Consider the following 23,188-nt stretch of genomic DNA (forward strand, 5'->3'; position numbering starts at 1 on the left):
ATAATCAATTGCTTCAATTAAAACAAACCTTTCCATTAATTCCGCCTGCTCAGAAGATAAATTCATCGCTTTCCTTCGTGTACGGAGGTTTTTTATTCCCTAAAACGATTTCATTGTGAAAACCTGCTCCACCCTACTTGCATCGCCCCAACAAGCCCTGCTATTTTAACAACAAAAGAGAGATTAGCATGTCAAAATTTTTACATCGTTTATGGGAAGGAATCATGCCAATTGTGGGCATGATCGTTTTCATTATTCTTTTTATCGTGGGGATATTTATTTTTTCCTATCTTCTAATCATCGCTGCCGTTATTATATTAATACTTTTTATCATTGCCTTTATTCGGATAAAAGTAGCACAACGTAAACGACCCAAAGCCCCCACTTCTGGTAGAATCATTGAGCTCGATAACGATAGAGAGAATAAATCTTGATTATAAAAGCGCCAATGGCTGGTTGAACTCTTGCTGTAAGCCTTGAGCTACCCCTTTATGGGTTATTTTCCCGCAATAGACATTGAGACCGTTCAGAAAATGAGGGTCATCTAAAAAAGCTTGGCGGTAACCTTTATCCGCCAATGCGATTACGTAAGGCAATGTTGCGTTATTGAGCGCCAATGTAGAAGTTCTCGGAACTGCGCCCGGCATATTCGCTACACAATAATGGACAATCCCGTCGATTACGTAAGTGGGTTTCTTATGCGTAGTCGGTTTACTAGTTTTAAAGCAACCTCCTTGGTCGATGGCAACGTCCACCATAACCGATCCTGGGCGCATTTTTTTCAAAACATCTTGGCTTACTAGTTTCGGCGCCGAATGACCTGGAACCAAAACAGCACCGACGACGAGGTCGGCATCGATAACGTAATGTTCAATGCTGCTTTCAGTAGAATACACCGTATTTAATCGCCCGCCAAATTGGAAATCGAGTTCTTGTAACCGGCGTAAGGACTTGTCTAAGACGGTCACTTGCGCTTTTTTTCCTATGGCCATTCGCACTGCATTACTTCCTACTACGCCACCGCCAATAACTGTCACTTTCCCCGCATAAACGCCTGGAACACCGGCTAAGAGGATGCCGCTTCCCCCTTCAGATTTTTCCAAACAGTGGGCCCCTGCCTGGATAGCTAAGCGACCCGCCACTTGGCTCATGGGAGAAAGGAGGGGAAGCCCGCCCTCGTTATCAGTCACCGTTTCATAAGCAATGGCAATGCAGCCGGATTTTATTAATGCCCGCGCTTGTTGAGGATCTGGTGCTAAGTGTAAGTAAGTAAATAAAATTTTCCCTTCACGAATCAACGCATATTCGCTCGGTTGCGGCTCTTTTACTTTGACAATCATTTCAGCCTGGTAAACTTCTGCAGGCGTATCAACAATTTTCGCACCTGCAGCAAGATAGGCTTCATCAGTGAAATTGATTGCATTCCCTGCATCGCGCTCCACAATGACTTGATGACCATGGAAAACGAGCTCACGAACGCTGTAAGGAGTTAATCCGACTCGGTATTCTTCTATTTTTACTTCTTTTGGAACGCCTATTAACATCTTTTTCTCCGAAGCTTAAAAACTTCCCTCAATAACCCATTTCCTGAAGTGCTTCTTCCCATTGTACGAGTATTTCGTTTAAATCCCCCACCAACCCATAATCCGCAATTTGAAAAATGGGAGCCTCGGGGTCTTTGTTGATGGCTACAATAATTTTACTATTCCTCATCCCAGCCAGATGTTGAACAGCTCCCGATATGCCAATGGCAAAATAGAGTTTAGGTGCCACGACTTGACCGGTCTGCCCTACTTGGCAATCATTAGGCGCAAGGCCGTCGTCTACCGCTGCTCGAGAAGCTCCCATGGCGGCCCCCATCCGGTCTGCAATTCTTATTAACCGGTCAAAATTCTCTTTACTTTTCAATCCTCGTCCTCCGGAAATAACGATTTCAGCCGACGATAATTCGGGACGGTATTGCCCTTGGCGTTCCTCATTAACAAAAACTGAATGCAGATTTTCAACTGTAAATTCAATTTCACGAATTGGCACGGAATAATCCGCCAAAGCAGCTGAGTTAAATGCAGTGCTTCTTACCGTGATGATCTGCTTTTTATCTTTCGATTGAACGGTAGCAATCGCATTGCCGGCATAGATCGGGCGACAGTACGTTTTTTCATCGACAATTTTAATGACATCACTGATTTGCGAAGCGCCTAATTTCGCCGCCGCACGGGGGAGAATATTTTTTCCAAAGGTTGTAGCAGGAGCCATGACATAATTAAATTCAGAGGAACAATGCAGAACCAACGGAGCAATACTTTCTGCTAAAAAATGCTCATAAATTTTGTCATCTGTTAATAAGATAGTGTCGATCCCTTCTAATTTCGTGAGTTTTTTTGCCACAGCTTGGCAATGGTAGCCAGCCACTAAAATAGAGATTGGCTGCTTCAATTTACGCGCAGCCGTAATCGTACATAATGTCGACAAACGCACTTGCTGATTATCGTGCTCAGCTAGGACTAATACACTCATGCCAAAACTTTATCTTTTTGTTTTAATAAGTTAAATAGTTCATTGATATTATTTATTTTAATGCCAGGCGCCCTTTGGGGCGGGCTTTCGATTTTAAGCGTTGTAAGATGAGGCGTTAACGTTACCCCAAGCTCTTCTGGCGTTAAAATAGTTAACGGCTTGCTTTTTGCTTTCATAATGTTCGGCAAAGTGGGATAACGCGGTTTGTTTAACCGTAAATCGGCAGTAATTACCGCTGGCAATTGAAGAAGCAGTGTCTCTAACCCCGTATCCACTTCGCGCGCAATGCGCAATTGATCGCCTTCGATATCACATTTAGAAACGAACGTCCCCTGCCCCCAATCCAAGAGTGCTGCCAACGTCTGGCCCGTTTGATTGCAATCGTCATCAATAGCTTGCTTGCCTAAAATAACGAGAGTTGGCAATTCCTTTTCAATTAGTACTTTAAGTAAGTGAGCGACATGAATCGGTTCTTGCGCTTGATCTGTTTTTATCAATAGGGCTCGATCAGCTCCCATAGCCAGTGCATTGAGCAGTATCTCGCGACAAGGCTCAACGCCAATGGAAACGACAATCACTTCGGAAGCCAATCCTTTCTCTTTAATGCGGATCGCTTCTTCTAGCGCAATTTCATCGAACGGATTCATTGACATTTTTATTTGATCCGTTTCAATACCTGAGCCATCCGCTTTTACACGGATTTTAACTTTAAAATCAACGACCCTTTTTACGCCAACAAGAATTTTCACTTAAAAATTTCCTCAAAAAAAATTTTCATTTCAAGCCAAGAACGTTTGTCCGCAACGGAATTATAGACAGTTCCGAAATCGGGATCATTCGCGGAAGGGTTAGTAAAAGCATGCATCGTGTTGCTAAAGACGTGTAGTTGCCAATCAACTTTTGCCTTTGTCATCTCTTTTTCAAATTCAAAAACGGCCTCGGGTGGAACCATTGGATCGTCGTGCCCATGTAAAGCTAGTATTTTTGCCGGTATTGTTTGTATTGTTTCACTTGGCAAATTATCAACGGGCTTCAATAACCCATGGAAACTGACTACCCCTTTTAAATCCGCGCCGCTTCGTGCCAGATCGAGCACGCAAAGTCCCCCAAAACAATAACCCATAGCTGCTATTTTATTTTCATCAGCAACAGCTAAGGTTTTTGCTGTTTCTAAAGCAACTAGCAAACGGCGGTGGAGCATTTTTCGATCGTCCATAAAAGGTTTCATTAACCGGCCGTTTTCTTCCTTACTCGCGCCAAACACACCTTTCCCATAAATGTCCATTGCAAAACCGACATAGCCCAATTCTGCTAGCTGCCGAGCTTTTTCTTCAACAAATTCATCTCGACCCGCCCAAGCGTGTGCAATTAAAACCAGCGGCCGTTTTTCTTTTCTGGTTTTATCGTAGGCGACGTAAGCTTGCAAGACGGAATCTCCGTCTCGATAATCAATTGTTTCAGTGTGCATACAAAACCTCCCTTTGATTGGGAGTAGATAGTACACTGCTTTTAGATGAGCTACAAATAACAACTTCTCTTACGAGAGCACGCGCAGGACAGTGCTTTCTTCTCACAATTAAATGGCTTAAGCTTAGTTCATGGGAAAAATTTTTCAACGAGAATCATTAGAATTTGACGCTTTGATCGTGGGCGCAGGGCCGGCAGGTTTGAGTGCGGCGATTCGACTAGCTCAAAAAAACCGTTCGCTTTCCATCGCCGTTCTTGAAAAAGGCGCCTCCGTTGGAGCGCATATTTTATCTGGGACCATTTTAGAACCTCGTGCTTTAAACGAGCTCATTCCTGATTGGAGTAAACGCAATGCCCCTGTTCATGTGGGTGTTCAAGAAGACCAATTTTATTTACTCACTGCGAAAAAGTCTTTTCGTTTACCAAACCCAATTAGCATGAGAAACTCTGGAAATTATATCATTAGCTTAGGACGATTTTGTCAATGGTTAGGCGAACAAGCGGAAAGTTTTGGGGTTAATGTTTTTCCCGGATTTGTGGCTGCTAAAGTGATTTTTGACCCAAATGGGGCTGTAATTGGCGTACAAACAGGAGATATGGGGTTAGACAAAGAAGGCCGACCGACCGACAGCTACCAACCCGGGCTTAATTTACATGCGAAACAAACTTTATTTGCCGAGGGATGCCGAGGTTCGCTAACGGAAGAACTGATCCGTCATTTCAATTTGCGAAAAAATTCAGATCCACAAATTTATGGAATTGGAATCAAAGAATTATGGAAAATTTCTCCTCAAAAACATAAAAATGGACTCGTCGTCCACACTGTCGGTTGGCCATTGAATTCCAAAACCTATGGTGGTTCTTTTGTTTATCATTATGAAGATAACCTTTTGGCCATTGGCCTTGTTGTTGGGCTGGATTATCAAAACCCTTACCTTGACCCTTTTAAAGAGTTTCAACGTTTTAAAACCCACCCGCTCATTCGTCACTTACTCGAGGATGGCGAATGCATTGGCTACGGAGCGCGCGCTTTAAACGAAGGGGGTTTTCAATCCGTCCCCACGCTTACTTTTCCCGGTGGAATGCTCATCGGGTGTTCTGCGGGATTTTTAAACGTAGGTAAAATAAAAGGCTCTCATACCGCCATGAAATCGGGTATGCTCGCAGCAGAAACGCTTTTGCAAATAAAGACTTTAGAAGCGGCCCAAGAATTAAAAAATTATTCTACTGCTCTTAAGCGCTCATGGGTTTACAAGGAATTAAATCGCGTTCGCAATCTCCGACCCGCTTTTCGGAAAGGGTTATTGGTGGGATTGTTGTATTCCGCTTTCGACCAATTTATCTTGCGCGGAAAAGCGCCGTGGACTTTTCACCACAAACCTGATTATCGCGCTTTAAAACCCGCAAAAAGCTGCCCCAAAATTGCCTATTCCAAACCGGACGGCAAATTGACTTTTGATAAATTAACACAAGTCTATTTAACCGGGACGCAACATCGCGAAAATGAGCCATGCCATCTATGGGTCAAAAATCAAAAAATAGAAATGGATGTCACTATCCCCATCTATGCCGCTCCTGAACAGCGCTATTGTCCTACTAATGTTTATGAAATTATTGAAAAAAATGGAAAACCCTGTTTGCATATTAATGCTTCTAACTGCATTCATTGCAAAACTTGCGATATTAAAGATCCTTCGCAAAATATTCGCTGGCTGGTGCCCGAAGGTGGCGACGGGCCGAATTATTCTAATTTATGAAATCCCATCTCCCGCTTGCGGGAGATGCGCAGTTTTTCGGAAGGTCTTCAAAAAATGGTCATTTTAATCCAAATTCTATGAAGTCATTCTCTTGACTATAGATCTTTCTTGTGGTTAAATGTGAAAAAATATTTGAAATGTTGACGCCATTTTTTCGTTTGGATTTTTGTAATTCTCATTACATTTAAATTACTACTAGGTAGATTATTGATGAAATATCCAAATCTGCGAAAAATCTTTTTAATGGCGGTTTCAGCTTTACTTTATTTATTTCGAGCTGCTCGTCTTTTTTGCATGCTCCAGCTTCTTCCACACAAGGGCACCTCGGTTAGCCTAAATTTTTCCCTGCTGAAAGTGCTAAAAACTTTTATGGGCGTGAATTATGTCACGCAAAGGGATATCATTGCATAAAAATTAAAATGGGAGACACTTGGCGGAAGCTTTTTCCTGACGAAAAAGAATGCCAATTGGTGATGCGTCTTAATCGCACAAATGTGCCCGTATCGTTGAGGTCATGAATTCTTGTACCTGATATAACTTATCTGAAATTACTTATCACGACGTCTCGCCACTGCCCTTAAAACTGAATACCAAAGGTAAAAATTATTGCTGATTAATTTGCGTGAGCACGCCTTTGCGGCATACGACGCTCAGGGAAATTTAGTGCATTGGGATCCGATTTCAGCTGGTAAAGGTATTTGCACCGGTGGGGAAAATTGTGAAACGGTAACGGGTAAGTTCCGAATATTCCGTGTCCGTGGTGAAGATTGTAAATCGGGAAAATACCGGGTTATCATAACAGTCACGGATGCGTCAGACTTTTTCATGAAGACGCGAAATGGTTAAATCAATTTTTTATAAAAATTGGCACAAGTGTTCACGTGGCATCTTAAAAAAATGAGAACAAACACCCATCCCTTACTTGAGCGGTGTAGGAAATATTACCCGCAGAAATGAAGAAGCCTATCTAAAAATTAAACGTATCTTTTTCAGATATTATTTTTATTTCGTCCGCAAGTTCGCTATCATTTAACACCATGGAATATCAAGATTATTATAAAATTCTAGGTGTCTCGCGTGATGCGACGGCAGATGAAATTAAAAAAAGTTATCGAAAACTAGCGCGCAAATATCATCCTGACGTCAGTAGCGAACCTAGTGCCGAAGAAAAATTCAAGCAAGTTAAAGAAGCTTACGAAGTTCTCAAAGACCTCGAAAAACGCAAAGCTTACGATGCCATAGGTTCGGGATGGAAACAGGGACAAGGATTTACGCCGCCGCCAGGTTGGGAATCTCATCCTAGTGGTGAGGGAGTTCGGCCCGAATTTCGAAAAGGCTTTAGTAATTTTTTTCAATCGTTATTTGGTGATCTAGGACAAGAAAGGCAATGGACAAGAGAAGAATTCAAACAGCGTGGCCAGGATCAACACAGTCGAGTAACGGTTAGTTTGGAAGAAGCTTTTAATGGTTCAACGCGTCTATTTACTTTAGAAGAACCCATTGTTAATTATCAAACGGGACAACTAACTTCTAAAACCCGTCAACTTCGAGTAAAAATTCCTGCTGGCGTCACAGAGGGTCAGCAGATTCGTTTGCAAGGCCAGGGGTTTCCGGGGATTGGCGGTGCGCCCAATGGTGATTTATATTTAGAGATCCATTTAGCGCCTCATTCTCTTTTTACTGTCGAGGGAAAAGATGTGTATTTAAATTTGCCGGTCACGGCATGGGAAGCGGCACTGGGCGCTAAAGTTTCAATCCCCACTTTAGGCGGCTCTGTCGATCTCACACTTCCTCCAGGATCTCAAACCGGACAAAAGCTACGCCTCAAATGTCGAGGACTTCCCGGAGGAACGCCGGGAGATCAATATGTATTGATAAAAATTTATATTCCTGAACCCAAAAACGATCAACAAAAAAAATTGTATCAGCAAATGGCAGAACAAATGCCATTTGATCCGCGTAAAGAATTATTGAGGGAATCATGACAAAAAAAATTATAAAAGGTATTATCATCGAACGATCGTCGCCACTTAAAATAGATGAACTTTCACAAGCCGTGCACCTTCGACGTGAAATCATTATTGAAATGGTCGAACATTATTTAATCGAACCGGAGGGAAGTTCGCCGACTTCTTGGAAGTTTGATAATGTTTGCCTAAAGCGGGCGAAAATTGCGGCGAGTTTTTATCACGATTTAGAAATCAATATGCCAGGGATTGCCATTGCACTCGATTTGCTAGATAAAATTGAGTATTTAGAGCGGCGCTTGCGAACACTGGAGCGTTTTGAAAATCAAGAGTAAAATGTGAGTGGACTAACTCCTGTTCCTGCTCAGCACTGCGTCGTTTCCGCTGCCAAGGTTTTTTGACAAGAAGGCTGATCATTCCCCCTACCACTACCGGCATAATAACCTCGGGCGGCAGATAAATAGCAAGACCCACCGCCAACGCCGGCACCTGAAAATTGCGACGTTTCAGGAATTCATTGAGTATGATAATAACAACAGCGACGAAAACGCCTACTATGACCATGTCCCAATTGAGCTGGCGTGTTAACACTCCCCTCGCCACCGCCGCCATCAATGCGGATTGAGGTGCCGCTAACATTTGGGAAGGATCCATACCAGGGCGCGGATAAACACCCCCCATACCGTAAGCATTAAATAAAAGTTGAAGCACTGGACCAATAATAAGAGCGGATGCAATAACACCAACACCCATCATTACTTGCTGCCGCCACGGCATGGCACCAACCATTCTTCCTGCTTTTAAATCCTGGATATTTTCTCCCGCAATCGAACCGATGCCCGCTAAAACCGTCGCAATAATGATAACCGCTGAAGCCACGCGATGCGCCTGCACCGATCCGTGAACGTGAAAAATCAACAGAAATAAAAATGCTAACAATAAAATAGCGGTAATTAATAATCCAGATAACGGATTATTACTTGATCCTACAAGTCCGCAAACATAACTGGATATGGTAGCCAACAAAAAACCGACCGTGAGAATGTAAGTAATTGAAACTAAAGCTACAAAGGCTAAAAAATTCCCCGACCCCAGGAAATTAGCTTCTCGAAAATAATAAAAAATGTAAAAGAAAGAACATCCAATGAGCGCTAAAACGCCAACAATAATCCAAACAGGAGGAATATCTGCTTCAATACGTAAATGCTGTCCCGAAGTTTCGCCTAATTTTTTACGAAAATTAGCAAAAGAAAGACGGACTCCTTTTATGATTGGCTTCAATAAATTTAACAATATCCACAACCCGCCTACCATCATGGTTCCCACGCCGACAAAACGAAGATGGGCGTCCCATAATTGAGTTGCCGCATCATAAGCGGAAGTCGCATTAGCGGGTAAACCATAATATAAGCCGATGAGCGGTAAGATAATCACCCAACCCAAAGTAACGCCGATTAAAAAACTCACCGCCACTCCAAAACCCACGATATAACCCGAAGCTAAAACGGCTGGCGTGAATCCCCATCCGAAACCAAAAACCGTTTTTCCGGTAAATGTCCACAATTGCAAATTATCAGAAACAATTTTTAATCCTATCTGTACAAAAGCAATAATCCCACCGACCACACCGCCATTAACCAACAACTTCAATCTACCTTTTTCTTTCACATTTATTTTAAGCAAATTAGCAATTGCCGTTCCCTCAGGAAAACGCAAAACGGGAAGGTTGAGCATCACTCGCCGTAATACCGTAGCAAATAAAACTCCTAAAAGTCCCCCAAGCACTGCAATAATCAGCGTCTCCCAGTGTTCGAACAAACACATGAAGCCAATAAATACGATTTCACATTAAAAACATAGTGTTTTCCTCCATAACCGCTCAATCAAAAAGGCCACATGAACTTGTAATGAAGATAAATTTAACGCTTTTTGTATTTGATCGCTATCTAAGTGATTTGCTTCGTCGAACGTTTTTCTTTCAGCCCAACGACAAACATACTCACAAGCAGCTGTTGCGACAATAGGACCATAAGCCTGAAATTTCGCTTCTGTAATAATGTCGTTTTGGTGGCAACGCAAATACAATCGAAACAAATGACCTTCCGTGCTTGTGGCAATTTCACCGTATCGCACTTGGAGATTATCTTTATCAAGCTTACCCGCATGCAGGGTTTCAAAAAAATAATGTAACACTTCTTTTGAATATTGCATCGTGCTTTAAGCGACTAGTTTTGCCTTTACTGTTTCCCACACGGGAGACATTTTTCGCAAACGATTGACTTGCTCCGTTATATGCTCGATAGCGCCATCCACTTCTCCTTGAGTGGTAAATCGACCGAAGCTAATACGAATGGAATTGTCTGCTTCTTCTCGAGTCAGCCCCATAGAAGTCAGCACATGAGATGGAAGAGGAGTCGCGGAGTTGCACGCCGAACCGCTAGAAATAGCTAGGTTTCGAAGGCTAACCAATAATGATTCACCTTCAAGGCCGTCAAAACGAATATTCAGACAACCCGGGATCCGCGGAGCGTTTACACCGTTAATGTGGAGGCCCCCTAATTTTGCTAAGCCATTCCACAGACGATCGCTCAAGTAAGCAATGTGTTTATTGTCGTCTGTTAAACGCAATTTTGCCAATTCAAAGGCTTTTCCCATTCCTATGATTTGATGTGTCGCCAGGGTACCTGAACGTAATCCTTTCTCATGTCCACCACCGTGAATTAGAGGTTCAAGCCGCACGCGCGGTTTAGCGCGCACATACAATGCGCCAATCCCTTTGGGTCCATAAATTTTATGCGCGGAAAAGGACATGAGATCTACAGAAACAGCTTGCAAATCGATGGGAATTTTCCCAGCGCTTTGCGCAGCATCTACATGGAATAATATTCCATGACGTCGAGTGATCTCACCAATCCCGTGGATGTCTTGAATGACACCAGTTTCATTATTGACATGCAAGATAGAAGCCAAAATGGTATCTGGACGAATAGCCGCTTCAAATTTTTCCAGATTGAGTAATCCGTTAGGCTCTGGCGTTAAAGTGGTTATTTCAAATCCTGAAAAAGCAAGGTGTACACAACTATCCAATATAGATTTATGTTCCGAACTCATCGTAATTATATGCTTACCTTGGCGACGATAAAAAAAGACAGCCCCTTTAAGAGCAAGGTTATTCGATTCCGTTGCACCGGACGTCCAAATAATTTCACGTGGATCAGCATTAATCAACTTAGCCACAGATTCACGGGCGTTTTCAATTAATTGGTGAGCTTCCCAACCGTAACGGTGATTTTTGGAAGCTGAATTACCAAACACGCCTTCTTTTGTTAAAGACGCCACCATAGCTCCTACCACAGCAGGATCAGCGGGCGTTGTCGCCATGTAATCGAAATAAAACGGTAATTTCATCGTTTACGACCCACGTAATAAAACCAAACGCAAAGCGATAAAAATACAGTGACCCCCAGCACATCAGCAATAGAAGCAAAACGAGGAGTTACAATTGATAGCGCATTTGCCGTACCCATTATAACAAAAGGAATGGCTAAAATAACGCCCATTAACGCACTGCCCGCCACCATTCCACACGCCATCAAAACACCTCGTTGGTGTGAGTGGACTAACTCCTGTTCCTGCTCAGCACTGCGTCGTTTCCGCTGCCAAGGTTTTTTGACAAGAAGGCTGATCATTCCCCCTACCACTACCGGCATAATAACCTCGGGCGGCAGATAAATAGCAAGACCCACCGCCAACGCCGGCACCTGAAAATTGCGACGTTTCAGGAATTCATTGAGTATGATAATAACAACAGCGACGAAAACGCCTACTATGACCATGTCCCAATTGAGCTGGCGTGTTAACACTCCCCTCGCCACCGCCGCCATCAATGCGGATTGAGGTGCCGCTAACATTTGGGAAGGATCCATACCAGGGCGCGGATAAACACCCCCCATACCGTAAGCATTAAATAAAAGTTGAAGCACTGGACCAATAATAAGAGCGGATGCAATAACACCAACACCCATCATTACTTGCTGCCGCCACGGCATGGCACCAACCATTCTTCCTGCTTTTAAATCCTGGATATTTTCTCCCGCAATCGAACCGATGCCCGCTAAAACCGTCGCAATAATGATAACCGCTGAAGCCACGCGATGCGCCTGCACCGATCCGTGAACGTGAAAAATCAACAGAAATAAAAATGCTAACAATAAAATAGCGGTAATTAATAATCCAGATAACGGATTATTACTTGATCCTACAAGTCCGCAAACATAACTGGATATGGTAGCCAACAAAAAACCGACCGTGAGAATGTAAGTAATTGAAACTAAAGCTACAAAGGCTAAAAAATTCCCCGACCCCAGGAAATTAGCTTCTCGAAAATAATAAAAAATGTAAAAGAAAGAACATCCAATGAGCGCTAAAACGCCAACAATAATCCAAACAGGAGGAATATCTGCTTCAATACGTAAATGCTGTCCCGAAGTTTCGCCTAATTTTTTACGAAAATTAGCAAAAGAAAGACGGACTCCTTTTATGATTGGCTTCAATAAATTTAACAATATCCACAACCCGCCTACCATCATGGTTCCCACGCCGACAAAACGAAGATGGGCGTCCCATAATTGAGTTGCCGCATCATAAGCGGAAGTCGCATTAGCGGGTAAACCATAATATAAGCCGATGAGCGGTAAGATAATCACCCAACCCAAAGTAACGCCGATTAAAAAACTCACCGCCACTCCAAAACCCACGATATAACCCGAAGCTAAAACGGCTGGCGTGAATCCCCATCCGAAACCAAAAACCGTTTTTCCGGTAAATGTCCACAATTGCAAATTATCAGAAACAATTTTTAATCCTATCTGTACAAAAGCAATAATCCCACCGACCACACCGCCATTAACCAACAACTTCAATCTACCTTTTTCTTTCACATTTATTTTAAGCAAATTAGCAATTGCCGTTCCCTCAGGAAAACGCAAAACGGGAAGGTTGAGCATCACTCGCCGTAATACCGTAGCAAATAAAACTCCTAAAAGTCCCCCAAGCACTGCAATAATCAGCGTCTCCCAATAGGGAAACCCATTCCAAATACGTAAAAAAATCATCGCCGGCAAAACATAAGCTAACGCTGCTGCAACACCTTCCCCCGCAGAAGCAGCCGTTTGAACTAAATTGCTTTCCAACACATTGTGCTGCTTAAAAAAACGTAAAATACCTAACGCTAGAACCGACGCTGGAATGGATGCAGAAATTGTCGTCCCAACTTTTAAAGCTAAATAAGCATTCGCCGCAGATAAAGCAATAGCTAATAGGATAGATAATACAATCGCTTTAAATGTAAATTCGGGCAGAGAGGTTGAAGTAGGGATCAGAGGTTCGGTATCTAAGTTTTCGGGATTTTTCACTAAAATATCCTTACATAGAATGAATTTATTTGAAGCATCATTCCAACATTCTAACAGCAATTATCCCGCCTCAGCAATTATCCCGCCTCAGCAATTATCCCGCCTATGAATAGAAGCTAAAATACCTCGCAGAATATTCAGTTCTGTTTTATCAATTTGGGCGCGATTAAAAAGACGCCTTAAGCGTTTCATCAGCATCTTCGGTTGCCTCGGATCGATAAATTTAATATCCAGTAGCGTTTTTTCCAGGTGCACATAAAACCCCTCCATCTGATCAGCCGTTGCCAACTGCTGAATTAAGGTGTCTTGATATCCCGGGTCAACGGCATTCAACTTTGCCATTCGCATTTCATACGTGAGAATTTGCACTGCCTGCGCCAAATTTAATGAACTAAAGGCGGCTTCAGTCGGGATAGTGACATGATATTGACACTGCGCCAGTTCCTCATTAGTCAACCCCGAGCGCTCCCGGCCAAATACAATTGCTATGTCTCCTCGATGCCGTACGACTTGTTCAGCGCATTCGCGCGCTGTTTTAACTGGCCAGGAGAGTGTACGCGCGCGCGCACTGGTTCCAAAAACAAGGTTACACCCCTTCAAGGCAGCAGTGAGATTATCCACCACTCTAGCGCTCGCCAGCACTGTATCCGCACCCGCCGCGCGCGCTGTAGCCTGCTCATGGGGAAAAAGCCCAGGCTTTACTAAGTGGAGTTCTGAAAACCCCATTGTTTTCATAGCCCTCGCCGCTGCCCCGATGTTCCCTGGATGGCTTGGATTCATAAGAACAATTCGAACCTTTTGAAACATAGGCAGATCATAACACTACCCAATCCTTTCATAATTTCATAAAGAAAACGCACAGGCGGAAATGATGTAGTAATAAAACCAAAAAACTTAAAAACCCGTCGTCCTCCCGCGGGGGTATCTGCTGTATTAATTGAAGCATACAAAACCTTCACGGCCGAGTCGGGAGGATCCCGGCTAAAAGGCTAAGAAAAGCACCGATGGTGCTTTTCTTAGCCTTTTAGCCGGGACTCCCGTGGCTTCGGCCGTGAAAGCCCTCGATTCTTTGTCTGTCGGTAGGCAGCCTACGCACGGAAACGACAGACATTTTTTCAACTACTTGATATTCCCTCTTTACCTCGCCCCCTTAAGTTGAGCTCTAGGTACCTGCGCAGGGACGACGAAGGATTTTGGAAACTGAGACCAATAGAAAAAAACAACCTAGAATCGTCATTCCCCCACAACAAACCTTGTGCTACTATTGTCGCCATTTTAATCAGGAGAAAATGATGCATCCGATGCTTAACATCGCGATTCAGGCCGCCCGCAATGCTGCCCGCATTATTGTGCGCCTTGTTGATAGACTTGATGCCCTCGATATTAATGAAAAAACGCACAACGATTTTGTGACCCAAGTGGATCGGCTGTCCGAAGAGAAAATTATTAACACTATTCATAAAGCCTACCCAAACCACGCTATACTCGCTGAAGAAACGGGCCTTCAAAAATATAAAAATGATTACACATGGATTATTGATCCCCTCGATGGGACGGCCAATTTTATTCATGGCTTTCCGCAATTTGCGATATCGATCGCTTTAAAATACCGCGGAACGCTGGAAACTGGATTGGTCTATGATCCTCTGCGTCAAGAATTGTTTACGGCTACTAAAGGCAGCGGAGCGCAACTCAATAATCGTAAAATTCGTGTTAGCTCCTGTCAGAAATTAAGCCATGCCTTAATAGGAACTGGCTTTCATTTTAAAGCAAAAGAACTTTTTCTTGTTTATCTCAAAACTTTTGAGGCTATATTTCCTCAAACCAGCGGCGTTCGCCGCGCTGGTGCCACCGCCTTGGATCTTGCTTATGTCGCTGCTGGACGGCTAGATGGCTTTTGGGAAATGTCTCTTCGTCCCTGGGACATGGCCGGTGGCATTTTGTTAATTACGGAAGCCGGAGGTCTAGTAAGTGATTTTAAAGCGGAAAACAATTATATCGAAAACGGCAGCGTAATTGCTGGTAACCCAAGGATACACAAATCTTTATTAAAAATAATTTCAAAAGTGAGTCTTTAATCAGAGGAAACGAACCAGTAATTTCTGTGCGGGAGGACGGAACTGTCAGTGTCAAAATTAGAATTGTCAACGGCCCCTATTTTCTATCTGCTTTTTGACAGAGATAATGAGAAACCCTCTCTCTTGCTGGCTGGAAATTAAACCCTAATTTTATGATTTTTTACAAAACCGCTGTTACTCGTTAAACTTTACCGGAATTTAAATAATCAATGGCATTGCATTAGAGGAAGGCTTTCCTTGATTCGATAAACGGGTTAATTGTTGTTTAGCAAATTCACTTCCTTCAGCAGCAGCGGGTTAGTAAAAGTTAATCAATTTTGAAATGTCTGCCGTAACACTAATACCAAATTCATAAAATCGAGCTAACGCTAATTGTGCTTCTACGGTTCCATCTTTAGCGGCTTTTTCATAGTACAATCGGGCTTTATTAAAATCGATTTTTTGCGCAAGAGCCGCCTCGCTCATCAAGCCTAATTGATAAGTTGCAAATGAATTATTTTTTTCGCCGCTTGACTATAAATTTTTAATGCGGTATTCGGGTCAAAACCAACCCCGCCCCTTTTAAATACACTCATGCAACCTGAACTGCCGCCAAGTCAAACCCATTTTGAGCCGAGTCTTTGTATAAGAGGAAAGCTTTTTGTGGATCACTTTTAACTCCTTTTCCATACTCATATATTAAACCCAGATTATAGAGCGCTTGAGGGTTATGAAGCTTAGAATCTAAAGTATATCGCTTTTTGGCTTCTAGATAATTATGTTTGCTCATTTCATAAATAAAGCCAAGCCTTACTTTAGAGGACATATAATTTTGGGCAGCCAATTTTTTTAACCAATCGATGGCCTTGTTAACGTCGCGATTAACGCCCCGACCCAAATAGTACATGTTTCCTAATAAATATTGAGCAATGAGGTTCGCTTGTTCGGCCGACTTTTAGTACTACTCTTCTGCTTTGTCGTAATCTTTCGGAAAAAACTATGTTCATTCATAAATCCTAATTTTAACTCCGCTGCTGGATTTTTTTATTAGCTAATTTTTGGTAAATAGTGATAGCTTTTTTCTGATCCAAGAACCGGGGCGTCTAAAAGATAATAATCCAACAAAATCTATTTTATTTTATCATAATGGTTAGCGGCTCTAATCAGTAAGGATAAAAAGTTTTTTTCCGGCTTGGTGTATTTATTTTGTTTCGCTAAAATGGCTAAACTATAATGATATAAAATAGATAATAACATAGCGCTTTCTGGATCATTCGTTTGATAAGCTTTTTGTGCTATTTCAAACGTTTTCTCTGACAAAGTAGTCTGATTTTGTTGCAAATAAAAATAACCTAGAGCCACATTAGCTTTCTCTAGGCCACTTTTCACTACTTTTTGGTAAAGGTCATAGGCATTTTCCAATTTTGTGTTTCTAAAAAAACATTATTATCGAGATTTAGAAAACCGCTGACATAAAGTTCTGTTAAACGATACGCAACAATAGGTAAATTTCTACCCACAGCTAAGCTGTACATAGCTTTCGCCCTATTAAAGCTCTTGAAAAGAATTTTATTATTGGTAGCTTTAATGTCTCGCTCATAAATATTGCCTAAGACAAATTGAGCTTGCAAACTACCTTTCAGGGCAACCCTTATAAACCAACTAATTGCTTTTTTATAATCTTGAGGAAGCCCTTTTACTTGTAAATAATAAGTTCCAATAGCATATTGGGCTTTTAAATAATTTTGTTGCACCGCTTTCATATGCAATTGAAATACAGTTTCAGGATCTTTTTGAACACACAATCCATTTTCATACATTTCCCCCAATCTAAAGAGTGATTGAGTATAACCGCAATTGGCCACTAGCCCTTTAGTAAAATTGTTTATGCAGGCAGTGGCTGTAATAGGTTTGTTAAATTGAAGGCCTACTTTTTGCATGAGTCCAACCATGATTTGCCAAGGCGGGGGTTCAGAACGATTCTCACTATTCGCCTTGGTATCGCTGCTATTAATTCGATTAATTTTATCCAATGTGTTACTTGCTTCTTTACTTCCGTTAGCAGCCGCTTTTTCCAACTACTCAACTCCTTTGATAGGATCTTTTTCTGTTTCATTTCGAGTATATAGCATTGTATCCAGCAAATACTGAGCATCGGGATAGTTATATTTATCGGCCGCTTTGGTTAAGCAAATTCTTCCCATCCCTATCGCCAGCCTGTCTGTTCGCTAAGAAAATTTTTCCCAGTTCATATTGAGCCATAGGAATTTCGTTTTGAGCTGCTCCAATGAAATATTTTCTAGCAATATCAATATTTTTTAACACCGCATCCATTCAAATAACTAATTCCAGTAAAAAATTGCGCGCCAGCATCCCCAGCATCTGCTGCTTTTTAAACCAAGGCACCGCCTTTTCCAAATCTTTTTGTTTTTGAAAACAATAACTTTCCGGATTTAATTGGGCTGGCAAATATTTTAATTCTGCCGGGTGCGTCATATAATCAAACCCTTTCTCAAAATCTCTCCGAACTCCAAAACCGTTCATATACATGCTGGCTAAATAAAATGTCCCTTCCCAATTATTTTTCCGTTAATTATTTTAATCCATTTTTGGTCGTGCGATAGTTGCCTTCGTAATACTCCTGGAAGACAGAGCTTTTATCAGAATAACTAATTGAAAAAAACTTAACGTTAAGATAAAAACAGCTATTCGTTTCATAGCAGCAATCCTTCGTCTTCAAGATCTCTTTTTTTAAAGTCAATAAACAAAATTCCGTACTAATGTATTGCGCTAACAGCCGCAGTCGAAGAGCCAACATTTTCTACAGCCCAATAATTTCCACGATTATTATCGCCAAAACGTCTACGCGGAAACTCACAAATATCTAGCACTTTACTACAGTTGATTATTTTAAGTTTTAAAATATCATTTCCGCCATTGGCATAAGTATATTTAACTTTTTCTCATCAGTGGCTAAGACAGACCAGGTATTAGGCGCTATGGTGGTATTGATATGGATAATATAAGGCTCGTTTGGACCTAGCTTGAAACAAACTAATCGCTTGTTTTGAAACATTGTGGATGCTATTTACCCGTAGGCTGCAATATAAGATTATAATAATTAAACTTATAGCCCGTCGGATAACAGCCGTAAGGCTATCTTAGTATCTTTCCTTCGGCACACGGAATTAAAAAATAAAGAGCGACCCCTAAAAGGACAAGAAACTTTTTACAACCATTTTCCATTTTTACCTCCCACTATCCCCCAATGGTGAGTTTTTCTACTAGCACTTTTTTCCCTAAATGGCTGTCTTTAGTAGCCACATTTACAAAATTTTCGTTTAACCATTTAGCATCTCGTTTGAATAATCGCACACAACCGTGGTGGCTATCCCGATAACCGATAACTTCATTAGAACCGTGAAGCGTGTATCCTTTAAAAAAGAACATACAATATAGGCATAACAGCCCACCACTCGTCTCGACAGAGAATACATTGTATTTATACCCCACCCCCTTCTTACGAAAACATAAAAGATACCTGTGATCGTTTCACACGAACGGTTTACATCGCGACAATAATTCTTACCTGAGGAAATAAAGCCCCATTTAACCAATTGACCTCTGGATAATAAGAGCACCCCAAGCCAATTGGTCTTGGTTAACAATAATTAATTTTTCGCCAGGATTTTTAATCCTGACTGTGAAATGAGAAATACTGTTAAGTACCCGTGCGGTTAAGCCTTTGAACTAGATCACGCTGTTTTTCATCGGGGAACAAATTCTGCCAACTCTGAGCTCGCTGTACTTTGATACATTCAAAACCCGATTTTTCGCACAAACTAGTGCCGTAATACTCATCGGACCTATCCGCCCCAAATGCAATAGAAACACCTAACAATGAGACTAAAACTATAAAGATCGCCTTTTCCATGGCCTTCATCCGTTAATTTTTCCTAATTAAAATGTACTCAAGCTAAAAAAACTTTCCAATCCAACTAGAGATAAAAACGCGCGGATGGTGGGCAGCGGAAGGAGGTGAGGAAAGCACGGCCCTCGAAGTGGAGGGATCGCGCTTGCGGACCGGACTGTAAGCCCGCTAGGATGTCGGCTTCCGAGCCCTCAGGGAGGATGAATCACGGCATGTCCGTACAAACGACCCCTCAGCTTGGAGGGCAGTAATCGATCAACTAAGGAATAAGAAATCAACCGTCCCAATTAAGGCAAATCATCCTCAATTTTCTTGGGCGAATGAATAAGATGCTGACGGCTTAGACCAAACGTCACCGCCAAGGACCCCGCAATATAAATGGAGGAATAAGTCCCGATAACAATGCCGATGATCAAAGCCAATGCAAAAGGCCGCAGAGTAGAACCACCAAAAATAAATAAAACAAGCACGACAATCAATGTTAACCCAGAAGTCATAATAGTCCGAGAAAGAGTTTGATTAATCGAAAGATCCACAATCTCAGTGGGACTCCTACGACGAACCTTACGGAAATTCTCACGGACACGGTCATAAACAACGATAGTATCGTTAAGTGAATAACCGATAACCGTTAACACAGCCGCCAGCACGATCAAGTTAAATTCGATATGGAAAAAAGAAAAAATACCTAAAATCAAAACCGGATCGTGAATTAAAGCAATCGCGGCACTAAACGCAAACCGCATCTCGAATCGAAGGGCGATATAAATCATCGTAGCAATCAACGCCACAATCACCGCCAAAATACCGTTAGTCATCAATTGCTTGCCAACTTGAGGACCGATATAATCCAGAGAACCAATATGCCCTCCCGGTATTGCAGACATTAATTTTTCTTTCAATTCCTCCTGGGTTAATTCTTTATGCGGGGCCGCCCGAAGAGAAATGTGACGAACATCATAAACACGAACAACTGCTTGAGGAAAGCCCGCCTCTGCCAAGTTTTTCCGAATTTGGTTCGTATCGACAGGCTTTGTAAAATTAACTTCTACTTGTGTACCACCGATAAAATCAAGACCTAAATTCAATCCATTAACAGCCAAGGTAATAATAGAAGCTAGAAAAATAATGGCTGAAAAAATTCCTGCCCACTTACGTTGGCGCATGAATGGAATCTTAGTGTTGGTCTTAAAAAATTCCATTACCTCTTAACCTCTGCGGGTTTTGCGTTAATCCCAATAGACAAACGCGAAGCTTTGCGCCGTCCGTACACTAAATTCACCACCGCCCGTGTAAAGAAAATCGCTGTCACCATCGACGACAACAAGCCAATAGTTGTCGTCACAGCGAAGCCTTGGACGGGCCCCGAGCCTAAAGCAAATAAGATAATCATTACAATTAGCGTGGTCATATTGGCATCCACGATGGTAGCAAAAGCCCGATCGTATCCGGCTTTGATACTTGCTTGCGGCGACATCCCATTACGCAACTCTTCTCGTATTCGCTCGTTAATTAGCACATTCGCATCCACGGCCATTCCCACCGTTAACACAATACCCGCAATACCGGGCAAAGTAAGGGTTGCACCCAAAATAGATAACACCCCAACAATAAAGACGATATTCAAAGCTAACGCGATGTCACCAATGACACCGAACAGACGATAGTAGAACGCCGTAAACACAATCACCAATAAGGCGCCAATTTCGGTAGATAAAACCCCCATGTGGATATTTTCTTGGCCCAAACTCGGACCCACCACTCGTTCTTGCACAAAATCAACGGGGACAGGATAAGCGCCAGAGCGTAATAACAAAGCTAAATTTTTTACATAATCCATCGTAGATAAGTTAGTTATTTGGAAATCGTTTCCAAGAGCAGTTTGAATAGTCGCTATATTAATAATACGCTCAATTTGCTGGTGTTGAGTCACTACCTTTCCATTGACTAAATGACGCGTAGTTTGAGTTTCTACGTAAACAACGGCTAAGGGTTTGCCGACATTTTCTCCCGTAATTCGATTAAAAGAAGGGACATCGCTGCCGCTCACCCGAACTCGCACCGCTGGCCGGCCATCTTCTCCAATAACGCTCGAGGCGTTAATAATCGAAGTTCCTTTTAATACGACTTGCTTCTTTAATAACACGGGCTGTTTTTCGAAGGTATATAATTTTGAACCAAAAGGGACAGGCCCCTTAGTTGGACCTGTTTCAGCATCATGTTCGACATCCACCAATTGCAAACGAATGGTCGCTACTTTACCAATAATATCTTTGGCTCGAGCCGTGTCTTGAATGCCAGGCAAATCAACGCTGATTTGGCTTCCTCCTTGCTGTTGGATAACCGGTTCCGCAACGCCTAACTCATTAACACGGTTTCTGAGGATCGTTGCTATTTGATCCACTGCATTTTGCTGGATTTGGTGCAATGTCGTTATTAAAATAGCGCCTCGAAGACTCGAGGCCGTGGCTTCAAAACGGTAGTCAGGAAATTGTTTTTCCAAAAGTGTGCGCGCCTGATCACGGGCTGCTTGGTCACGGAAGTGGATCATTACGCCATTTTGGTTGCTTGACATCTCTGTATAGCAAATGCGAGCTTCGCGAAGCGCCGTTGCCATGTTATGTAAATCGCCCAATTCCTGGGCTTTCACCATGGCGCCCACATCCACATCTAATAAGAAATGGATACCGCCGCGCAGGTCCAATCCTAAGCGCATCGGTTTTGCGCCGATCGCCTGTAACCATCGGGGCGTCCGCGGCACCAGATTCAACGTAACGGAATAATCAGTACCAACGACAGCCTGAATCACATCCTGTGCTCTAAGCTGATCTTCGGTATTGGGAAAGTTAACTAAAATGATATTATTGACAAGCCGAACTGAAAGATAAGAAATATGTTGAGCGTTTAAGGTTGATTTGATTTTTTCTTCAACATTCTCAATGGGAGCACTATTCTTAGCTGATATTTGAATAGCCGGATCTTGCCCACATAAGTTAGGTAACACATAAATCAAACTGATGACGATGAGTACGGCGAGTAATATATAACGCCACAACGGATATCGATTCATGCATTACCCTAACTTGTGTTAAATGAAATCGATCGTGCCTTTGGGCAACACAGAGGCTATAGAAGCTTTCTGTACAGTGATTTCGGTACCTTTGCTAATTTCAAGGACAACAAAATTGTCTTTTAGTCGCGATATCCTTGCAACAACGCCCCCTGTCGTCACCACCTCATCACCTAAAGAAATACGTTCCAGCAATTGTCGATGTTCTTTAGCTCGCTTGGTTTGAGGACGAATTAACAGAAAATAAAACACCAGAATTAACAAGAGCGATAACCACAGCATGGACCAAAAACCTCCTGGATGCGGCGCTTGAGCTGTGACTGGTGCAGCATAAGCGACCCCTACGCCTAATACACTCAATAAACTCATAATGTTACTCCTCTTAAAAAACGACTTAATGTACCGTGTTCAAGTCAAAGACGCAAATTTTAACGGGGCCAGCGCGACCAACTTCGGCATTGGTAGACCGACGACTGACGGCCTTCGCGCACAGTGTGCTAATTGCCCGCCGGTTCCAAAAAAGGATTAAATGTAAACGCAAAAGAAGAAGAAATTAATAAAGAAATTCCTAAAAATAAGTGCTTCATAGCAAACCCGCCTTCTCAGTGATAACCAGAATGTGCTAACACACTTTTCCTAACCTCCTCATTCATGAGGTTCCTGCCGGGTGCGATTAGAAGTGTAGGTTTTCTATACCACCTTGCGGGCCCAGTGGCTAAGTAACCTAATGAAAAGTGCCCCTCCTTAAAGAGGGCGTTATAATGCGCCAACATAGAGTTTCTATTTTTAAAAAAAGGAGCAGGGCCATGAAAGATATTAAAATACTTGGTGTTGGTATTTATTGCAAAAGGGGTTTTTCAACTGTGTGGGATTGATGAGTGGGGTAAGGTGATCCACACGAGAGGGGTTAGGCGCTCAATATGTGCCCACTGTGGCAAGGCCTTAAGGTGGCTTGTGTGGTTGATAGAAGCGTGTGGAGGCGCGAACCATTGGTATCGGGTTCATGGG

At 42.4% G+C, this 23,188-nt stretch carries 16 protein-coding genes and 7 pseudogenes; 7 read left to right on the top strand and 16 right to left on the bottom strand.

Annotated elements, in window-relative coordinates; translation table 11 throughout:
• The first annotated feature begins 137 nt into the window (after positions 1-137).
• Entirely contained in the window at positions 138-434 is a 297-nt protein-coding gene (locus OWO34_RS05025; protein WP_267256763.1) for a hypothetical protein, read from the top strand.
• On the opposite strand, the gene ald is transcribed toward OWO34_RS05025, so the two are convergent.
• The 4 genes from ald to OWO34_RS05045 are packed head-to-tail and all read right to left on the bottom strand — an operon-like array spanning position 435 to position 3,985.
• Positions 435-1,544, bottom strand: coding sequence for an alanine dehydrogenase (ald, locus tag OWO34_RS05030; protein ID WP_267256764.1), 1,110 nt, complete (start codon positions 1,542-1,544; stop codon positions 435-437).
• Between the two features lie 28 nt (positions 1,545-1,572).
• The gene (locus OWO34_RS05035) at positions 1,573-2,517 is read right to left on the bottom strand and encodes an electron transfer flavoprotein subunit alpha/FixB family protein (RefSeq protein WP_267256765.1); all 945 of its coding nucleotides are present in this window, start codon (positions 2,515-2,517) and stop codon (positions 1,573-1,575) included.
• Positions 2,514-3,266 carry an electron transfer flavoprotein subunit beta/FixA family protein gene (locus tag OWO34_RS05040; RefSeq protein WP_267256766.1) on the bottom strand — a complete coding sequence of 251 codons (753 nt, stop codon included), beginning with the start codon at positions 3,264-3,266 and terminating at the stop codon, positions 2,514-2,516. Before OWO34_RS05040 ends, OWO34_RS05035 begins: the two co-directional genes overlap by 4 nt.
• The gene (locus OWO34_RS05045; protein ID WP_267256767.1) at positions 3,263-3,985 is read right to left on the bottom strand and encodes a dienelactone hydrolase family protein; all 723 of its coding nucleotides are present in this window, start codon (positions 3,983-3,985) and stop codon (positions 3,263-3,265) included. The genes OWO34_RS05040 and OWO34_RS05045 overlap by 4 nt, the downstream gene beginning before the upstream one ends.
• A 130-nt stretch (positions 3,986-4,115) precedes the next feature.
• Between OWO34_RS05045 and OWO34_RS05050 the strand changes: the two genes are divergently transcribed.
• The 4 genes and pseudogenes from OWO34_RS05050 to OWO34_RS05065 all read left to right on the top strand — a co-directional run bounded on the left by OWO34_RS05050 (position 4,116) and on the right by OWO34_RS05065 (position 8,043).
• Positions 4,116-5,741, top strand: a complete 1,626-nt coding sequence (locus OWO34_RS05050) for an electron transfer flavoprotein-ubiquinone oxidoreductase (protein ID WP_267256768.1) — start codon at positions 4,116-4,118, stop codon at positions 5,739-5,741.
• A 207-nt stretch (positions 5,742-5,948) separates the two neighbouring features.
• Positions 5,949-6,634, top strand: a pseudogene (locus tag OWO34_RS05055) (L,D-transpeptidase family protein).
• 144 nt (positions 6,635-6,778) lie between these two features.
• Positions 6,779-7,726: a DnaJ C-terminal domain-containing protein gene (locus OWO34_RS05060; protein ID WP_267256769.1), complete on the top strand. Its 948-nt coding sequence runs from the start codon at positions 6,779-6,781 to the stop codon at positions 7,724-7,726.
• Positions 7,723-8,043, top strand: coding sequence for a chaperone modulator CbpM (locus OWO34_RS05065; protein WP_267256770.1), 321 nt, complete (start codon positions 7,723-7,725; stop codon positions 8,041-8,043). The genes OWO34_RS05060 and OWO34_RS05065 overlap by 4 nt, the downstream gene beginning before the upstream one ends.
• Before the next feature lies 1 nt (position 8,044).
• Here OWO34_RS05065 and OWO34_RS05070 read toward each other — a convergent pair.
• The 5 genes and pseudogenes from OWO34_RS05070 to trmJ all read right to left on the bottom strand — a co-directional run.
• Positions 8,045-9,550, bottom strand: a pseudogene (locus tag OWO34_RS05070) (OPT family oligopeptide transporter); the annotation flags it as partial.
• A 6-nt stretch (positions 9,551-9,556) separates the two neighbouring features.
• Entirely contained in the window at positions 9,557-9,919 is a 363-nt protein-coding gene (locus OWO34_RS05075; RefSeq protein WP_267256771.1) for an iron-sulfur cluster assembly scaffold protein, read from the bottom strand.
• A 6-nt stretch (positions 9,920-9,925) separates the two neighbouring features.
• The gene (locus OWO34_RS05080; protein WP_267256772.1) at positions 9,926-11,116 is read right to left on the bottom strand and encodes an IscS subfamily cysteine desulfurase; all 1,191 of its coding nucleotides are present in this window, start codon (positions 11,114-11,116) and stop codon (positions 9,926-9,928) included.
• On the bottom strand, positions 11,113-13,182 hold the full coding sequence (locus OWO34_RS05085; RefSeq protein ID WP_267256773.1) for an OPT family oligopeptide transporter: 2,070 nt from the start codon (positions 13,180-13,182) through the stop codon (positions 11,113-11,115). Before OWO34_RS05085 ends, OWO34_RS05080 begins: the two co-directional genes overlap by 4 nt.
• Positions 13,183-13,209: 27 nt before the next feature.
• Positions 13,210-13,929: a tRNA (cytosine(32)/uridine(32)-2'-O)-methyltransferase TrmJ gene (trmJ, locus tag OWO34_RS05090; RefSeq protein WP_267256774.1), complete on the bottom strand. Its 720-nt coding sequence runs from the start codon at positions 13,927-13,929 to the stop codon at positions 13,210-13,212.
• 482 nt (positions 13,930-14,411) lie between these two features.
• On the opposite strand from trmJ, the gene OWO34_RS05095 reads away from it, so the two are divergent.
• Positions 14,412-15,200 (top strand): inositol monophosphatase family protein, encoded by a 789-nt coding sequence (locus tag OWO34_RS05095; RefSeq protein WP_267256775.1) that lies wholly within the window; start codon positions 14,412-14,414, stop codon positions 15,198-15,200.
• A 210-nt stretch (positions 15,201-15,410) separates the two neighbouring features.
• Here the strand turns inward: OWO34_RS05095 and OWO34_RS05100 are convergent.
• The 7 genes and pseudogenes from OWO34_RS05100 to OWO34_RS05130 all read right to left on the bottom strand — a co-directional run.
• Positions 15,411-17,897, bottom strand: a pseudogene (locus OWO34_RS05100) (tetratricopeptide repeat protein); the annotation flags it as partial.
• A pseudogene (locus OWO34_RS05105) lies at positions 17,894-18,425 on the bottom strand (enhanced entry protein). The pseudogenes OWO34_RS05100 and OWO34_RS05105, both read right to left, overlap by 4 nt.
• Positions 18,426-18,437: 12 nt before the next feature.
• Positions 18,438-19,122: pseudogene (locus OWO34_RS05110) on the bottom strand (L,D-transpeptidase).
• A 275-nt stretch (positions 19,123-19,397) separates the two neighbouring features.
• On the bottom strand, positions 19,398-20,312 hold the full coding sequence (gene secF, locus OWO34_RS05115) for a protein translocase subunit SecF (RefSeq protein WP_267256776.1): 915 nt from the start codon (positions 20,310-20,312) through the stop codon (positions 19,398-19,400).
• Positions 20,312-22,180, bottom strand: a complete 1,869-nt coding sequence (gene secD, locus OWO34_RS05120) for a protein translocase subunit SecD (protein WP_267256777.1) — start codon at positions 22,178-22,180, stop codon at positions 20,312-20,314. The genes secF and secD overlap by 1 nt, the downstream gene beginning before the upstream one ends.
• Positions 22,181-22,198: 18 nt before the next feature.
• A complete protein-coding gene (gene yajC, locus OWO34_RS05125; RefSeq protein ID WP_267256778.1) occupies positions 22,199-22,549 on the bottom strand; it encodes a preprotein translocase subunit YajC in 351 nt (116 codons plus the stop codon).
• A 25-nt stretch (positions 22,550-22,574) separates the two neighbouring features.
• A pseudogene (locus OWO34_RS05130) lies at positions 22,575-22,688 on the bottom strand (hypothetical protein); the annotation flags it as partial.
• A 298-nt stretch (positions 22,689-22,986) separates the two neighbouring features.
• On the opposite strand from OWO34_RS05130, the pseudogene OWO34_RS05135 reads away from it, so the two are divergent.
• A pseudogene (locus tag OWO34_RS05135) lies at positions 22,987-23,188 on the top strand (IS110 family transposase); the annotation flags it as partial.

This window comes from Coxiella endosymbiont of Ornithodoros maritimus, from assembly GCF_907164965.1.
Taxonomy (GTDB): domain Bacteria; phylum Pseudomonadota; class Gammaproteobacteria; order Coxiellales; family Coxiellaceae; genus Coxiella.

What these genes read in the sequence shown, in the direction of transcription:
- secF (WP_267256776.1), bottom strand. Translation starts at nt 20,312, where the DNA reads ATGGAATTTTTTAAGACCAACACTAAGATTCCATTCATGCGCCAACGT.
- ald (WP_267256764.1), bottom strand. Translation starts at nt 1,544, where the DNA reads ATGTTAATAGGCGTTCCAAAAGAAGTAAAAATAGAAGAATACCGAGTC.
- trmJ (WP_267256774.1), bottom strand. Translation starts at nt 13,929, where the DNA reads ATGTTTCAAAAGGTTCGAATTGTTCTTATGAATCCAAGCCATCCAGGG.
- OWO34_RS05065 (WP_267256770.1), top strand. Translation starts at nt 7,723, where the DNA reads ATGACAAAAAAAATTATAAAAGGTATTATCATCGAACGATCGTCGCCA.
- OWO34_RS05050 (WP_267256768.1), top strand. Translation starts at nt 4,116, where the DNA reads ATGGGAAAAATTTTTCAACGAGAATCATTAGAATTTGACGCTTTGATC.
- OWO34_RS05080 (WP_267256772.1), bottom strand. Translation starts at nt 11,116, where the DNA reads ATGAAATTACCGTTTTATTTCGATTACATGGCGACAACGCCCGCTGAT.
- OWO34_RS05045 (WP_267256767.1), bottom strand. Translation starts at nt 3,985, where the DNA reads ATGCACACTGAAACAATTGATTATCGAGACGGAGATTCCGTCTTGCAA.
- OWO34_RS05095 (WP_267256775.1), top strand. Translation starts at nt 14,412, where the DNA reads ATGATGCATCCGATGCTTAACATCGCGATTCAGGCCGCCCGCAATGCT.
- yajC (WP_267256778.1), bottom strand. Translation starts at nt 22,549, where the DNA reads ATGAGTTTATTGAGTGTATTAGGCGTAGGGGTCGCTTATGCTGCACCA.
- OWO34_RS05075 (WP_267256771.1), bottom strand. Translation starts at nt 9,919, where the DNA reads ATGCAATATTCAAAAGAAGTGTTACATTATTTTTTTGAAACCCTGCAT.
- OWO34_RS05035 (WP_267256765.1), bottom strand. Translation starts at nt 2,517, where the DNA reads ATGAGTGTATTAGTCCTAGCTGAGCACGATAATCAGCAAGTGCGTTTG.
- secD (WP_267256777.1), bottom strand. Translation starts at nt 22,180, where the DNA reads ATGAATCGATATCCGTTGTGGCGTTATATATTACTCGCCGTACTCATC.
- OWO34_RS05060 (WP_267256769.1), top strand. Translation starts at nt 6,779, where the DNA reads ATGGAATATCAAGATTATTATAAAATTCTAGGTGTCTCGCGTGATGCG.